Below are 15,303 nucleotides of genomic sequence, written 5' to 3'. Positions count from 1 at the left end.
GTTCTCCCCTATTTGTGCCAGGTGCCACAATTCCCGATGTGAAAGCCGACGACCTGCAGCGCGCCGCCCGGATGACGATCGGGGCGCTCGAACCGCTGGCCGATCGTGACTGGTCCGCCCCGGCCGGCACCCTCGACTGGACGTGCCGGGAGACACTGACCCATCTCGGTGAGGTGCTGGCCGAGACCCCCGAGGTCGCCGAGCTTGCCGTGGCGGAGATGCTGCTCCATACGTACGACATCACTCAGGGTCTGGGGGTGGGCTGGCGCCCGCCCGCCTGGATCAGCCGTCTGGTCCTGCTGCGCCTCGCCCCCGAGACCCTGGTGCCGCGGAAGCACCCCACGAGCATCCTGTTGCGGTTCACCGGCAGGATCGGCGAGGGTGGCCCATGGCAGTGGCGGATCGGGCCGGAGCCGGTTCCGGACCCGGATGCCGACCGTTACGCCTGCCCTTGCTGCGGCCACGCGACGCTGGCGGAACGCGGTCAGTTCCAGATCTGCCGGGAGTGCTGGTGGGAGGACGACGGGCAGGACGACCACAACAGTGCCGTCGTCATGGGTGGCCCGAACGGCAGCCTGAGCCTGGACGCCGCGCGGGCCGAATACGCCCGGCGGCGTCCCTGACAACGTTGTCCCACTTTCTAAGCTGCAGGGATCACCGTCAGCTTGAGGCGGTAGCCGATGCCCCGGACCGTTTCCACGACCGGCCCGCCGTCCAGGGCACGTAGTTTCTGCCGCAGCCGCTTCACGGCCGAGTGCAGGATGGACGTGTCGCCCAGGTAGGCGCTGTCCCAGACGGCGGCGAAGAGACGCTCGTACGGCCACACCTCCACCGGTGGCGACGCGAGCCTCGTGAGCAGGCGATGTTCCAGGCGGGTGAGGTCGAGGGCGTGGCCCCGCCAGGCGACCTGATGCTGGACCACGTCGACGACGAGGTCCCCGAAACTGACCTTCTCGCTCGGGCTCCGGGCGGGAATCTCGTCGGGAAATTCGGGCTCGGCGGGGAGGGTCCCCGCGAGCATGGCACGCAGCTCGCCGATGTCGGCACACATCAGGACGGCTCCGAGATCGTCGAGGCGACGGACAAGGTTTTCACGGACCTGGCGGTCCGGGGAGACGCAGACCACCAACGGCACGCTGGATCGACCCAACACGGGCTTCCTCCGGGATCTTCGGCTGTCACCAGCAAACGCTGTCGCATAGGTGTCGGTCAACATCTGCACACAGAGAATTCACAGCACCGCAATGGTTTAGCCCATCCCCTGCCCGGGTCTTGGCCGAGAGATGCCATTGATCAGCACCACTGTCCGGCCGCAGCATTGCATCGACACCTGCGGATGCACGCGCTGTAGGCGCGTGCACGACCCACAGTGTCCGGACGGTGCCGGCTATCCCCGGCGATCGTCAGGCCGGGCCCGGACACCACCGGGCGCGGCAGTACTGGGGGAGGAAGAACCATGTCAGGTCCGCGCGTGAATCGCGTACGACGACGAAGTATCGCCGGGGCCACGCTGGCCCTCGCGATCACCCTGACCGGTTTGCCGGGCACGGCCGCGCACGCGGCTGCCCCGTCACCGGCGGTCAGCTCCGAACTGCTGTCCACTCTGGCCAAGGACGGCACCGCAAGCTTCTGGGTGTACCTGCGCGACAAGGCAGACCTCGCGTCCGCTGCGAAGGTCGCCGACAAGAAGGACCGCACCACCCGGGTCTACCGCGAGCTGACGACCACAGCCACGGAAAGCCAGAAGGGGCTGCGTACGCTGCTCGACGGCAAGAAGGCGAGCTACTCGACCTACTGGATCGCGAACGCGGTCCGCGTCACCGGCGACCGGGCGCTGCTCGACTCGATCTCGGCCCGCGCCGACGTCGAGCGCATCGACCCGGTGCGCACGTTCAAGGTGATCGAACCGGTCGCCAAGAAGGCCGCGAAGGCGAGCACCGCCGCCGTCGAGTGGGGCGTCACCGACATCGGCGCTCCCCGGGTGTGGGACGACTTCACCGACAAGGGCGAGGGCATCGTCGTCGGCAGCGTCGACACCGGTGTGGACATCACCCACCCGGCGATCAAGTCGCACTACCGCGGCCTGCAGTCGGACGGCTCGGTCGACAACGACTACAACTGGTTCGATCCGTCCAACGCCTGCGGTGGCACCGGGCCCTGTGACAACGTCGGCCACGGCACGCACACCATCGGCACGATGGTCGGCGGCGACGGCGGCAGCAACCAGATCGGCGTGGCGCCCGGCGCGAAGTTCATCTCCGCGAAGGGCTGCGAGAGCGACAACTGCTCGGACTCCTCGCTGCTCGCGGGCGGCCAGTGGATCCTCGCACCGACCGACAGCAACGGTCAGAACCCGCGCCCCGACCTGCGCCCCGACATCGTCAACAACTCGTGGGGCGGCGGCCGCGGCGACCTGTGGTACGAGGACACCGTCCAGGCCTGGGTTGCCGCCGGTATCTTCCCCGCGATCGCGAACGGCAACGCCGGACCGGGCTGCAACACCGCCTCGAACCCCGGTGACTACCCCGACTCGTACGCCGTGGGCGCGTACAACTCGGGTCACGCCATCGCCTCGTTCTCCGGTCGCGGCTCGTCCTCGATCGACAACTCGGTGAAGCCGGACATCTCCGCGCCCGGCGTCGCCGTCCGCTCCGCGGTCCCCGGCAACAGCTACGAGGCGTGGGACGGCACCTCCATGGCCACCCCGCACGTCGCCGGTGCTGTCGCCCTGATCTGGGCAGCCGCTCCGTCACTGCGCGGTGACGTCGCCGCCACCCGGGCACTGCTCGACGGGACGGCGATCGACACGAACGACACCTCCTGCGGTGGCACCGCCACGGACAACAACGTCTGGGGTGAAGGCCGCCTCGACGTCTACAACGCGGTCCTCGACGCTCCGCGCGGTCCGATCGCCCGGGCCTCCGGCACGGTCACCGACGCGAGCACCGGCAACCCGCTCGCCGACGTGACGGTCACCGCCGCGGGCCGCACGGTCGCCACCGGCGCCGACGGCAAGTACCAGCTGGTCTTCGAGGCCGGCACGTACGACGTCACCGCCGGCAAGTACGGCTACCTGTCGAAGACCACGTCGGTCACGGTCGCCGAGGGCGAGGTCAAGACGGTCAACTTCGCGCTGACCCCGGCGCAGCTCGTCACCGTCAGCGGCACGGTCACCGACGGCTCCGGCCACGGCTGGCCGCTGTACGCCAAGGTCGAGGTCAGCGGACGCCCCGGCGCCCCGGTGTTCACCGACCCGGTCACCGGGCGTTATTCGGTGTCGCTGCCGGCCAGCACGTCGTACGAGCTCAAGGCGACCCCGGTGTACCCCGGCTACCAGCCGACCACCGAGGACGTCATCGTGGGCACCGCCGCGAAGACGGCCAACATCGTCGTCCCCGTCGAGGCCGCGTGCACCGCGACCGGTTACTCGGCGGCGTACGGCACCCCCGCCCTCACCGAATCGTTCGGTGGCACCGGCACCCCCGCGGGCTGGTCGGTCGTCAACCGCACCGACGGCGGCGGCTGGGGCTTCACCGACATCGGCAACCGGGGCAACAAGACCGGCGGCACCGGTGGCTTCGCGATCATCGACAGCGACAAGCTCGGCTCCGGCAAGGCCCAGGACAGTGACCTGATCAGCCCGCCGATCAACCTCAGCGAGCAGACGGCGCCGTTCGTCCGCTTCAAGAGCGACTTCTACGCGCTGAGCAGCCCGGCCGACATCGACGTCACGATCGACGGCGGCACCACCTGGACCAACGTGTGGCACCAGACCGCCAGCCGCCGTGGTCCGGCCAACGAGGAGGTCTCGCTCGCTCCGGCAGCCGGTGCTGCCGCCGCCCAGGTGCGATTCCGGTACGCCGGTTCGTACTCCTGGTGGTGGCAGATCGACGATGTCGAGGTCGTCAACCGGGCGTGCACCCCGATCCCGGGTGGCCTGGTCGTCGGTAACACCACCGACAGCAACACCGGCCTGGCGCTCAACGGCGTGACGGTCACCAGCGACGACGCCCCGGCTGACAAGGGCGTCTCGGCGGCCACCCCGGCCGACACGAACCTGGCGGACGGCTTCTACTGGCTGTTCTCCACCGCCACCGGCTCGCACCCGTTCACCGCGAGCAAGGCGCCGTACCAGTCGCTCACGAAGACCGTCGCGGTTACGGCCAACGGCGTGAAGCGTGCGGACTACGCGCTCAAGGCGGGTCGGCTGACGGTCACCCCGACCGAGATCCAGTCCTTCCAGACGTACGGCACCACGCGCAGCACCACCGTCACGGTCACGAACACCGGTAACGCCGCGACGACGGTCGACGTCCTCGAACGCCCCAAGGGTTTCGAGGCGCTGAAGACCAAGGGCACGGCCGGGACCACCGTACAGATGAAGGGTCTGAGCACGGCCATGACCGGGCCGAGCTTCGCCGCGACCAACCCCAAGGCCGTAACCCAGGCCGCGGACTCGTGGACTGCCCTGCCCAACTACCCGACGGCCATCTACGACAACGCCGCCGCGACGATCGACGGCAAGGTCTACTCCGTCGGCGGCGGCAGTACGACAGGCACCGAGAAGAAGGCGTTCGTTTACGCAGACGGCGCCTGGACGACCCTGCCCGACCTGCCCTCCGCCCGGTCCAAGCCGGTCGCCGCGGCAGTCGACGGCAAGCTCTACGTGATCGGCGGCTGGGGCCCCGGTGGCACGCCGGTGAACACGGTCGACGTGTTCGACCCGGCAGCGGGCACCTGGTCGACGCCGGCCACGACCAACCCGAAGCCGGCCTCGGCGGCGGGCTCGGCGATCATCGACGGCAAGGTCTACCTGGTCGGCGGCTGCCTCGACGCCAACTGCGCCTCAACGGCCGACGTGGTCGTCTTCGACGCGGCCTCCGGCTCGTTCAGCACCACGACGTCCTACCCGAACAAGACCTCGTTCATCGGCTGCGGCGCCCTGGGCGGCAAGGTCTACTGCTCCGGCGGGTACGACGGAACCGCCTCCACCAAGGCCACCAAGGTTCTCGACCCCACCTCGGGTGCGTGGACCGCGGTCGCCGACGCCCCGGTCGACCTGTGGGGCGGTCAGGTGAGCGCGGCCGGTGGCCTGCTCGTCCTGGCCGGTGGTGTGGCCAACGGCTCCAGCGGTGTCACCAGCCAGACGATCGGGTACGACCCGGCCGCCGACAGCTGGAGCACGCTCCCGGCGATGGCCAGCCCGCGTTACCGGGGAGCCGGCGCGTGCGGCTTCTACCGCATCGGCGGCTCGGTCACCCCGTTCGAGGGCAACGCCGACTCCGCACTGCTCGACGGCCTCGGCGAATGTGACGCCGAAGGTGACGTGACCTGGCTGACCGAGGACCCGGCGACGTTCGAGCTGGCCCCCGGCAAGTCCAAGTCCGTCAAGGTGACACTGACCGCCACCGCGGCGGCCGGTGTGGCCCAGCCCGGAGAGTTCACCGCCCAGCTCGGCCTGCGTGCCGCCACGCCGTACCCGGTCCCGAACGTCGACGTGGAGATGAACGTCTCCCCGCCGGCCAGCTGGGGCAAGATCCAGGGCACGGTCACCGGCGTCTCCTGCAACGGCACCTCCACCCCGCTCAAGGCGACGATCCGGCTCAACGGCACGACCAGCTACACGCTGATCGCCGACGCCTCCGGCCACTACCAGTGGTGGCTGCCGAAGGGCACGTACCAGACGATCATCGCCAAGGACGGCTGGATCCCCGAGGTCCAGAGCTCCAAGGTCAGCGCCGGCTTCGTCCTGACCGCCGACTTCACCCTCGACCCGGTCATCTCCTGCGCCCTCCGCGACCAGGTCGCAACCCGCAAGGGCACCCTCTGACCCCCATCCGCTGACGAACCCGCAGGCCCGGTCCCCTCACGGGGGCCGGGCCGGCGGCCTGTCTACCCTCACCCGCATGATCAAGGTGCTGCGCAGCGATTCAACCGACGAGATGGACCTGTCCGGCCCCTCCGTCGACATGTACGCGCTCGTGGAACTCCTCCGCGCCGGCGCCGGGGAAATGTCCCTCGCACCCGACCCCGAACCCCGGTTCTACGACCGCGCCCTCGCCCGGATGATCATCAACCGGGCCGCGGGCAGAGTGCTGCTGACCGTCGAGGGTGACACGCTGCACATCGCGGGGGAGGAGCGGTTCCTCGCCGTGCTGGCGGACAACCTCGAAGCCGTCGCCGAGGCGGGGGACACCACGAGCCACCTGCACGTCGACTACTACCCGGGCCACTACTACCTCGCGGAGGACTCCGCTGCGCTGGTGGTCCAGTTGTCCGCCGCCTGAGCCGTGGCGTTGCGCTTTCCGCTGCCGTGGGCGGCGTACCCCGTTAGTCTGGGGCCTGCGTTGTTCGTCCTCCTGTGAGGTGCCTGTTGGAGCAGCCGGTAGAGGTGGACGTCGTCATCGTGGGCGGCGGTCTGGCCGGGCTCGCGGCTGCCCGCAGACTGGACCGCGCCGGCGTCGACTGGCTGCTCGTCGAGGCCTCCGACCGGCTGGGTGGACGCGTCGCCACGGACGTCATCGACGGCTGGCACCTCGACCGCGGCTTCCAGGTGCTCAACACGGCGTACCCAAGGCTGCCGGCGCTTTGTGACATCGACGCCCTGGACATGCGCTACTTCACGCCCGGCGTGCTGGTCCGCCGAGCGGGCCGCCTCCACCGCCTGGAGAACCCCCTCCGCGAGCCCCTGAGCGCCCCGAAGACCCTGGGAAGCGGCGTCGGCACCCTCGCCGACCGCCTCAAATTCGCCGCGCTGGCCACCCGCTGCGCCACCTACCCGCCGTCCCGGCTGCTCGGCGCCCCGGAAATGACCACCCAGGAAGCCCTCCGCAAGGCCGGCCTGTCCCACCGAATGATCGAAGAAGTCCTGCGCCCGTTCCTGTCAGGTGTCTTCGCGGACCGCTCCCTCGACACGTCGAGCCACGTCCTGGCGATGGTCCTGCGCTCCTTCGCGCGGGGAAGAATAGGCGTCCCGGCCGGCGGCATGGGAGCCCTGCCCGCCGCGATCGCGGGCCCCCTCCCGTACCCCCAGTTGTTGATCAACGCGAGAGTCCTCTCGCTCGCCTCCGGCATGGTCGTCACCGAAGGCGGCGAAATCCGCTGCCGCTCCATCATCGTCGCCACCGACCCGGCCACGGCCGCCCAGCTCCTCCCGAGCCTGCCCACCCCCGCGATGAACGGCCTCACCACCTACTACTTCGGCGCCCCCCAGGCCCCCATCGCCGAACCGACCCTGCTCCTCGACGGCGACCGCCGCGAAATCATCGCCAACACCATCGTGATGTCCAACGCGGCCCCCGAGTACGCCCCAGCCGGCCAATCCCTCATCGCGGCCTCCACCGTGGGCGTAGCAGCCCCCTCAGGCGCCTCCGAAGCCGTGATCCGAGTCGAACTCTCCCGCATGTACGGCGTCCCCACCGACGACTGGCAACTCCTCGAGATCGTGTCGATCCCCCACGCCCTCCCCGCAGCCCCCACCCCCCAGGCCAGACTGCGAAAACCAGTCGCATTGGGCGGCGGCCTCTACGTAGCCGGCGACCACCGCGACAGCCCATCCCTGCAAGGCGCCATGGCAAGCGGCTGGCGTACGGCAGGATCGGTCTTGCAAGACCTCGGCGCACTGACCGCAACGACCCGCTGAAAAGGCAGAAATGCCGCCCCGCGTAGATCACTGGCCTGCGCTGGTGCCCACGGGTTAGGATCGCCGCCGGAACGGGGCGGTAGCTCAGTGGGTTAGAGCAGGGGACTCATAATCCCTCGGTCGCGGGTTCGAGTCCCGCCCGCCCCACGAGTGGCTGGGTGCGCTGTGTCCGCGAAACCCGCGGGCCCATGCCACTCGTCATGTCTGCTCCGGGGGCCGAGCCCCCGGACATCCCGCGGTGCGGTGGGCGCTCTGCGTGCGCCTGTCGCCCGCGGGTTCAGGGGGCGAGCTGTTCGATCGTCAAGCCGACGTCGCTGAGAATGCCTCGCAAGGTGCCCTTGGCGACGTCGCGGTTGCCGTGCACAGGGACGGTGGTACCGCGACCGTCCGGGTGGCGCATGATGTGGTGACTGCCGGCAATTCTGGCCACCCTTGAAGCCTTGGCGCTCCAAGGCGCGCACGATGCGCGTCCCTGAGACGCAGGGAAGCGGCGGCATCAGGCAGCGAGGGTGATCGAAAGCTCCCGGGGAACACCGAACTCCTCGATGAGCCCGACGAGCGCCTCGCGGAGATCCTCCAGCGCGGCTTCCTCGGTGTCGCCCTCGCCATGCGCGCCAACGCCTGGACGCAGCTGCGCGTGTGCACACCACACGCCGTCCTCGTCGCGCTCGACGACAACCGGCACGGTGACGGTTTGGGGCTCGGCCATAAGCCCACGATAGCGCGATGGGGAGACCCCACGGCCTTGGCGGCCCTCCGGGGCGGCCACCGGACACCCCAAGATGCTGTGGTCACGCTCCCCGGTCAACCCAGGGGAAGTGTCAGTCTGTCGCCGTGAGGATCACGGCGCGGGCGTCCACGTTGATGATGTGGCCTGTGCCCAGCCGCGCCGCGGGTTTGTCCCAGTGGACGTGACCGCACGGTGTGAGTGCAGGAGCCTGGCGGTCGAGCAATGCTCTGAGGGTGGCATTGCCCAGCTGGTCCTGAGTCTCACCGTTTGGGCCCTCGTGCAGGAGCAGAACATGAGGTGGCGGTGTGATGGCGGATTTGACCGCGTCCAGGAAGTCCTCGCCGGTGCGCCGTAACGGGCGGGCCGGGTCGCCGATCACACCGCTGACGCCGGCGACTGTCAGGCCTTGGAAGCTGGGTGAGCAGGATTCCGACTAGGTCCGGCTGCGGGAGTAGGCCGGCGTCCGCCCAGAGCTCCAGGTAGTCAGCGACGGCGACGCCGAGCAGGCCCGGCCGGCCTCCTAGTGGCGACGACGCGATGCCCTGCAGATCGCCGGCCGCCAGAATTGCATCGCAACCGGCGGGCAGCGCGTCCACCCTCAGGCGTTCTACGGCCAGTTGCGCACCTTCGGATCCGCCACCGGGTGCAGCTGCTTGGTAGGGGATCGTCGCGAGCCGCTCAGGCCGGTCGCTGAGCAGTCGTAACACCGATCAGTCCAGCTCTTGCCGACGGAGGAACTGCCATTGGGGCAGACTGCCCAGGCGGGCCCGCGCTTCGTCGGGATGTGCGGACTCGTTACGAACAGCAGGTAACGGTGGTCCGGGTGGTCGGGAAGCTGAGGGTGGTCGCCGGTTTCGTCCCGCAGGTCGTTGGCCTGCAGAAGTAGGCGACCCCCGCTGGAGGGCGGACCCGGCGACTGGAAGTATCGGCCGCGATAGTCGCTGTCGCGTTCTTCCCATGCGATGCCCAGAGCCCTCGGCGAGCCGGGTCGGCTCATTGCCGAGCGTCGGCTCGGTCAAGCCGTATACGTCGTAGATGAGTGGCACGCCACTTCCTATTCAGTCTCGCCGGAGCGGTCAGAACCGTACCTTGATGGTCGGTTTGCGAGCCGCCGCATCGCTGATCGGCCGGTAGATAATGAGGTTGATCTCCCGGCCGCCGATACTGTGGGACGTATCGCGGACGACGCCCTCCAGCCCGAGTGCCCGCAGATCCTCTGCCGTCAGCGATCCGGTGGAAATGCCGTCGCCGCGGATCGGCACCCCGCGCTCGCGGGCGGCGATGCAACCGAATCTCCAGCGATAGCGATGTCGAAGTCACTGTGCCGGCCCTGGTCGAACGGGCCCCCGGGTGTCGGCGCTCCGCCCGGTGACCGCGCTTGGCTGAAAGCCCATCTCCAGCCGCGAAACCCGCCTGCGAACTCCTGGAAGGAGCGGAAATCGTCGAATCCGTATGGCACTGTGCGCCGATCAGGCGACCGTGGCCCACTTTTACCGGGTGAGCCACCTCGGGGGCCGTTGGGGCGTCCCGCCCCGCCGACTTCCAGATGGAGTCCTGTGCCTCGGAAACGTCACGGGGTGTGTGTGACCAGGAACCCGCCGGCGCCCGGACGGCCCGTCGTTGTCTCCGGGAGGTCTCTTGGGCGGACTCCCGGGCAGAGCTGAGCCTGGGCGGCAGGCGACGGGCCGACGTCTTGCCTGCGGATAGGATTCGGGAGTTGTGGCTGGGTCGGGGATCGGAGCGTTTGTGCAGGTGGGTCGGGTTCTTGACGTTGTTGAGGGGCTGCTCAGGGCCAGTGGGCATCCTGATATTGCTTCGATGGAGCGGTACGGGACGCTGGGGGAGGCTTGGAATCCTAAGGATCACAGCCCAAAGGGGAGTGTGACCGGGTTGCGGATTACCTATACCTCGACCTCGACCTCGACGCTTTATGCGACTTCGCGGGCGGGGGAGAAGGTGATTGCGATGCCGGAGGTGATGCCGCCGCCGAATCGGCGGGCTATTCGGTTGCCGATGTTTGTGGTGCAGTTGCTTGATGTGGCTCGGCCGGATGAATTTGGGTCTTGGGATCTGATTGCGTTCGGGGATTTCGGGCCGACCGATGCTCGGGGGGCCGCTCCGGCCGGGGTGCGGATCACGGGCAAGGATGGCAGCAAGGTGATTCTGCAGTCGCAGGCGACCGGGGCGATGGTGGGGAACGAGCCGGAGGAAGAGCCGTTTCCTGAGTACGTTATTCCTGCGGGGATCGGCTGAGGGTGGCTGGGCCGTCGAGCAGGACGTCCAGCTGTTCTTCCGCTTGCCCGGCCAGGGCGTTGCGTTCGTCCTGGTCGAGGGTGTCGTAATAGACGGTGAACTTGTCGAGGGCGACGCCGATTTCGTTGCCGTAAGCCTCTGACAGGGCGGCCTGGCGGAGGTCGATCTCGCCGTGGAGGACGCCTTCGGCCATCTCCTTGAGGAGGCCGTCGGGGCCTTCGGCGAGTTTGGTGAGGCTGGCTCGCAGGGATTTGGCGATGCGGGGGTCGTCGCCGGCGAGGTCGTAGACGCTGTCGTGCACGGGGTGGGATCCTCCGGGTCAGTTCGCCACGAGCGGGTGGTGGTAGCCGCCATAGCCCGAGAGCTCCGGCAGGTCGGCGCCCTGCAGGCGGGACACCTGGGCCTCGATGAGGCCGGCGCCTGCCTGGACAAGGCCGTAGACCGTGGTCATGACCTTGGTGGCTTCGGCCCACATGTCGAGGATTCGGGTGACCTCGATGGCGGCGATGCCGTATCCGACGATGGCACCGATTCCTGTTTCGACGGTGATGGTGCCTGCGGCGCTGGAGATTCCGGCGATGATCGCGGCGTCGAGCATTCCTTTGACGAAGCCGGTGGCCGACTCGCAGGAATTCCAGACGCCACGCGAGATCGTGTCGCACTGCTTGGCGATTTCCCGCATCGGATCGACCAGGTCCTCGACACCGGAGGCCAGACCAGTGAAATGTGTGTACGCGGAAGTGGCCGCCTCGCCCTGCCAGCTGCTCTGCAGGGAGATCGCTCCACCTTGCACGTTGTAGCCCAGGTCGTCGAGCGCGTCGGCGGCATTGCTGATGGCCTTGCCCGCCTTCGCGAATGCCTGCCAGTCACCGAGGAAATAGTCGGAGATCTTCTCGAGCGGGTTGAAGCCCAGCACGAAATCGAAGCCCTTGAGCGCCCAGTGGGAGACGCTGATGTTGTCGAGCAGACCCAGCGGGTGCGAATACTCGACGTCGTCGACGGGCTTCAGCCGGCCCGACGGTTCCCGTGAGTCGCTGAACGACGGCGCGCACGGGTTGGCTGCCCACTGGTTCTCCAGCGCGGTCGGGATCACGTCGCAGGGACTCAGCAACGTGGCGTCGAGCCTCGCCGCGGCGGCCGCATCGGTGCTGCGGTAGTAACTTGCCGCCTCGATCAGCCCTTGGCGGCTGTCGGCGAGGATTTCCGACGCTTTCTGGGAGGCTGCGACCGCGGCGTTCATGGAATTGACCGAGGAGCTGCCGACCAGTGCGATCAGTGCGCCGTTCCAGCCGCCCTGGATGGTGTAGCCGGAGAGATAGTTCTTCGTCCCGCTCGCATCGTCGGCCGCCCGGCCGATCTGGCCCGCATAACCGTCCAGCGCGGACGGCTCCACTGTGAAAGTCATGAGGTGAGCGAGATCGTGGCGAAGAACTCGGCGAACCCGAGGACGGTGCAGATGGCCGCCAGGAGTCCGAATCGTCGAGCTGGTTGCACGCCACCGGCCACGTGCACCATTCCGCCGAGTGCACCACCGGCAATCATGAGTACGCAGCCAGGTGCGGCCGCCCACGAGATGTCGCCCGCCATCAACGGAATGATGGAGACCAGCCCGATGAGCCCGAAGAGGATGCTGAGGTTGGCCGCGTAGAACCGGACCCGGGCTACGGCGGGGCTCTCGGTCTGCGCGGCGGTCTGCTCGCGGACATCGGCGCGGAACGTTCGGCGGAACGACATCGCAGCAGCCTAGCGGCAGTTGATCTCCTTCGTTGTCCCGTGATCTCCGGACGGCGGGTGCGCTCCGGGCGTACCCAAAAAGGGGTTGAAGTGATCCGGTGGGGTGTTGTTGATCGTATGGCTTGTCGGATGTCAGATCTTGGGACTTGCGGGTCTCGATGGGGTGAGGGACGGACACCGTGTCGACTAGTTCGGCACGGAACGGGGTATTTCGATGTGTACGCCCACCCGCGAACCCGCTTGGACGTGAGGAGAGACCCCCGATGGAACCGCACGACAGCAGTACTGACGAGGCCTTGTCGGGCCGTGCCGACGTGGGAGGTGACCATGGCGAGCTGGATTCTGGTGCCTTGTCTGGTCAGTCTGCGTAACGAATTCAACAAACTGGCGCCGTCACGCGACAAGGCTTCGGACGGATCGATCGGTGACACCTCGCATGCGGCCGGCGCATCGGATCACAATCCTGATGAGACCGGTAACACGCCGTCCGAGGACGCCGACAACATCAATGAGGTGCATGCCATTGATGTGGACACCGATCTGAAGAAGCCGGGCTGGAACATGCAGAAGTGTGTCGACATCATCGTCGGCAATCACCGGGCCGGGCGGGACAACCGGCTGCAGAACGTCATCTACAACCGGCGGATCGCCAGTGCCTCCTGGGGCTGGACCTGGCGGGACTACACCGGCACTTCGCCGCACACGGAGCACGCGCATTTCAGCGCCCGATACACGACGGCGCAAGAAAAGAACACGAGCCCGTGGGGGCTTCTCGAGGAGGACGGCGTGAGCAAGCAGGATGTCATCGACGCGTTGAAGAGCAGCGAGGGGCGGGCGGCGCTGGCCGACGCGATTCTCGACATGCACATCCGCAACAAGGCGTACCCGACGCGGACGTTCGAGAATTTCGTCAACGACATCGAATACAAGCGGGACTACGAGATCGGTGACGGCGCCGGCGCGAAGTATGCGGGCGTGAAGCCGGGGTCGTACATCAACATTCTCTCGGGTGTGCCGGCGACGCTGCGGACACTGTCGACGGCCATTCAGGCGATCGCCAAGAATGTCGCGGCCGACGATCAGGATCTGCCGACGATCATGGCGAAGCTGGACGAGATCGCCAGAGCGCAGGAGGGCGTCGCCGACGAGGTCCTGTCGGCGGGTCTGGGTCAGGGCGAGACCGATGAGGAGGCCGCCCAGCGGATGCTCGCCATTTACGGCCCGCAGCGCGCGGCTGCCATCGCGCAGCTGGTCACGTCCGAGGTCTGAGCTTGCCGGGGGGCGTCGCGCCAGGTAGCGGCGCCCCCGAAGTTCACCGAAATCCATTACTGTGCATCGATCATCCACGGGGAAAGAAGATCGATGCGATTCAGACCGGTACGCATGGCCTGCGCGGCGCTCGCCGCGGCTGTCATGGCTTTGACCATTCCCGCTCCGGCCATGGCCGCCGCGGCAGATATCACCATGACGCCCCGCTACAACGGCACCCTGATGGGTGTGGGCCGGTCCGGCACCGAGATCGGCATGGGCACCGGGACAACCGTGCACACGACCGCCGACACGGTCGTCCAGGATCCGAAATGGACGTGGTCGACGGCGGGGGAGCATGGCTACGTCTACCCGCACGAGAACCCGACGTGCTCGCGAAGCGGTACCGAGGTCGTCTGCCAGGGCAGTGCGAAACTGGCGCTGACCGCGGCGAAGCCCTACGACATGGGCATCGGCATTTTTCTCTCGCCCACCTCGGATGCCAAGCCCGGTGAAACGGTGCGCGTCACCGTCACGCTGAGCGGCAGCAACATCGAGCCGGTGTCGGCGGTGAACACCTATCGCGTCGTCGAGAACGTCAATTTCGCGGCGGTCGGCACCCGCCCGGCGGAGCGCATCCGGATCGGGCCCGGCAAAACCGTTGAGGTCCCGTTCTCGGCGGCGGTCGACGGCACCTACACCATTCGCCGCGCGGTGCTCACCTTCGACGATCCGACGGCGAAGCTGGTGCTGGCCCCGCCGAAGCCGGCCGAACTCTACAGCAATTGTGTCTACGACCCCGGCTTCGCCCTGCCCAAACAATGCGTCTTCGACCAGGACCTGGCGCCGGGCAAGACCTATACAGTGCGGCTGCCGATGACCGTACGCGCGGACGTCGAGCAGTTCGGCGAGCTCAGTTTCGGCTTCACCTGGGACACCGTTACGGAGCACAAATCCGTGACGGGTACGCACGGCAGCGGTGGCGCGTTGCGGATCGACTCGGCACCCGACTCCACGGGACCGCAGGTCGAACAGGTCGACCAGGACTACTGGAAGTACCCGAACAATTCGTCCTCGAAATGTATCATGGCTGACGCGGCCGCCACCGGCAAGACCGACACCGCCGCGTACGCGAAGTCCCCGATCCGTGGCAGGAAAGGCGACGTGGTGACGGCCACGGTCGGCGTCCACAACGCCGGCCAGTTCATCGTGCGGCCCAGCACTGTCGAATTCGCCCTGCCCCCGGGAACGACGGCCACCGGCCTGCCGGAGCATTGTTTCTCCTACAACAAGGCGACCGTCTTCTGCTCGACCTCGGATGTCTTCACTCTGCCCGGCGAGACCGTCACCTTCGACATCGGGCTGCGGATCGACAAGCTCATCACCACTGCCAAGGGGACGGTCCGAGTCGACCTGGTGCAATACGAGAGCTACGACGATCAGGCCAACAACGGTACGACCCTGGTCCTGAATCCTCCGCCCGCAGCATCCCCGGCCACCTCGTCTCCCGTGGCCACCTCACCTCCCGCCGCCACCACGCCCCCGGTCGTCGCCGATGAGGGCGGTTCCGGCGGCGGTGGTGGTCTACCCGTGACCGGGCCGTCCACCACGCTGATCGTTCTCACCGGAGTCGTGCTGATCGCGGGCGGTGTCCTGCTGGTCCGCCGCCGGCGGACGCGCTTCGAGGTGTAGGGTA

The 15,303-nt window shown here is 67.9% G+C and carries 15 protein-coding genes and 1 tRNA gene; 8 read left to right on the top strand and 8 right to left on the bottom strand.

Going from position 1 to position 15,303, the window contains the following annotated elements:
* The first annotated feature begins 38 nt into the window (after positions 1–38).
* Positions 39–623 (top strand): CPCC family cysteine-rich protein, encoded by a 585-nt coding sequence (locus tag Aco04nite_RS38675; protein WP_213002193.1) that lies wholly within the window; start codon positions 39–41, stop codon positions 621–623.
* A 17-nt stretch (positions 624–640) separates the two neighbouring features.
* Here the strand turns inward: Aco04nite_RS38675 and Aco04nite_RS38670 are convergent, their stop codons facing one another.
* Complete coding sequence (locus Aco04nite_RS38670) at positions 641–1,150, bottom strand: winged helix-turn-helix domain-containing protein (protein WP_438874978.1); 510 nt, start codon at positions 1,148–1,150, stop codon at positions 641–643.
* 306 nt (positions 1,151–1,456) lie between these two features.
* On the opposite strand from Aco04nite_RS38670, the gene Aco04nite_RS38665 reads away from it, so the two are divergent.
* From Aco04nite_RS38665 to Aco04nite_RS38650, 4 genes are all read left to right on the top strand, one after another.
* Entirely contained in the window at positions 1,457–5,830 is a 4,374-nt protein-coding gene (locus tag Aco04nite_RS38665; RefSeq protein ID WP_213002192.1) for a S8 family serine peptidase, read from the top strand.
* Between the two features lie 76 nt (positions 5,831–5,906).
* Positions 5,907–6,287 (top strand): Imm32 family immunity protein, encoded by a 381-nt coding sequence (locus tag Aco04nite_RS38660; RefSeq protein ID WP_213002191.1) that lies wholly within the window; start codon positions 5,907–5,909, stop codon positions 6,285–6,287.
* A gap of 86 nt (positions 6,288–6,373) precedes the next feature.
* Positions 6,374–7,642, top strand: coding sequence for an NAD(P)/FAD-dependent oxidoreductase (locus tag Aco04nite_RS38655; RefSeq protein ID WP_213002190.1), 1,269 nt, complete (start codon positions 6,374–6,376; stop codon positions 7,640–7,642).
* 73 nt (positions 7,643–7,715) lie between these two features.
* Positions 7,716–7,789, top strand: a tRNA-Ile gene (locus Aco04nite_RS38650).
* Positions 7,790–7,919: 130 nt separating this feature from the next.
* Here the strand turns inward: Aco04nite_RS38650 and Aco04nite_RS38645 are convergent.
* From Aco04nite_RS38645 to Aco04nite_RS38630, 4 genes are all read right to left on the bottom strand, one after another.
* Positions 7,920–8,072 carry a type II toxin-antitoxin system HicA family toxin gene (locus Aco04nite_RS38645; protein ID WP_244876610.1) on the bottom strand — a complete coding sequence of 51 codons (153 nt, stop codon included), beginning with the start codon at positions 8,070–8,072 and terminating at the stop codon, positions 7,920–7,922.
* 66 nt (positions 8,073–8,138) lie between these two features.
* Positions 8,139–8,351, bottom strand: coding sequence for a type II toxin-antitoxin system HicB family antitoxin (locus Aco04nite_RS38640; protein WP_213002189.1), 213 nt, complete (start codon positions 8,349–8,351; stop codon positions 8,139–8,141).
* A 112-nt stretch (positions 8,352–8,463) separates the two neighbouring features.
* Positions 8,464–8,751, bottom strand: coding sequence for a hypothetical protein (locus Aco04nite_RS38635; RefSeq protein WP_213002188.1), 288 nt, complete (start codon positions 8,749–8,751; stop codon positions 8,464–8,466).
* Between the two features lie 697 nt (positions 8,752–9,448).
* Complete coding sequence (locus tag Aco04nite_RS38630; RefSeq protein WP_213002187.1) at positions 9,449–9,634, bottom strand: hypothetical protein; 186 nt, start codon at positions 9,632–9,634, stop codon at positions 9,449–9,451.
* 628 nt (positions 9,635–10,262) lie between these two features.
* On the opposite strand from Aco04nite_RS38630, the gene Aco04nite_RS38625 reads away from it, so the two are divergent.
* Positions 10,263–10,625 carry a hypothetical protein gene (locus tag Aco04nite_RS38625; protein WP_213002186.1) on the top strand — a complete coding sequence of 121 codons (363 nt, stop codon included), beginning with the start codon at positions 10,263–10,265 and terminating at the stop codon, positions 10,623–10,625.
* Here the strand turns inward: Aco04nite_RS38625 and Aco04nite_RS38620 are convergent.
* The 3 genes from Aco04nite_RS38620 to Aco04nite_RS38610 are packed head-to-tail and all read right to left on the bottom strand — an operon-like array spanning position 10,603 to position 12,359.
* Positions 10,603–10,926: a hypothetical protein gene (locus tag Aco04nite_RS38620; protein WP_213002185.1), complete on the bottom strand. Its 324-nt coding sequence runs from the start codon at positions 10,924–10,926 to the stop codon at positions 10,603–10,605. The genes Aco04nite_RS38625 and Aco04nite_RS38620 overlap by 23 nt on opposite strands.
* 18 nt (positions 10,927–10,944) lie before the next feature.
* Entirely contained in the window at positions 10,945–12,030 is a 1,086-nt protein-coding gene (locus tag Aco04nite_RS38615; protein ID WP_213002184.1) for a WXG100 family type VII secretion target, read from the bottom strand.
* Positions 12,027–12,359 (bottom strand): hypothetical protein, encoded by a 333-nt coding sequence (locus tag Aco04nite_RS38610; protein ID WP_213002183.1) that lies wholly within the window; start codon positions 12,357–12,359, stop codon positions 12,027–12,029. The genes Aco04nite_RS38615 and Aco04nite_RS38610 overlap by 4 nt, the downstream gene beginning before the upstream one ends.
* Positions 12,360–12,665: 306 nt before the next feature.
* On the opposite strand from Aco04nite_RS38610, the gene Aco04nite_RS38605 reads away from it, so the two are divergent.
* Together Aco04nite_RS38605 and Aco04nite_RS38600 are read left to right on the top strand one after the other, a co-directional pair.
* Positions 12,666–13,628: a hypothetical protein gene (locus Aco04nite_RS38605; RefSeq protein ID WP_213002182.1), complete on the top strand. Its 963-nt coding sequence runs from the start codon at positions 12,666–12,668 to the stop codon at positions 13,626–13,628.
* Between the two features lie 93 nt (positions 13,629–13,721).
* Positions 13,722–15,299 (top strand): COG1361 family protein, encoded by a 1,578-nt coding sequence (locus Aco04nite_RS38600; protein WP_213002181.1) that lies wholly within the window; start codon positions 13,722–13,724, stop codon positions 15,297–15,299.
* Positions 15,300–15,303: the final 4 nt, after the last annotated feature.

Origin of the sequence: Winogradskya consettensis, assembly GCF_018332715.1 — a bacterium.
In the GTDB taxonomy this organism is placed as follows: Bacteria; Actinomycetota; Actinomycetes; order Mycobacteriales; family Micromonosporaceae; genus Actinoplanes; species Actinoplanes consettensis.
This window is presented reverse-complemented; position numbering and strand designations above follow the sequence as displayed.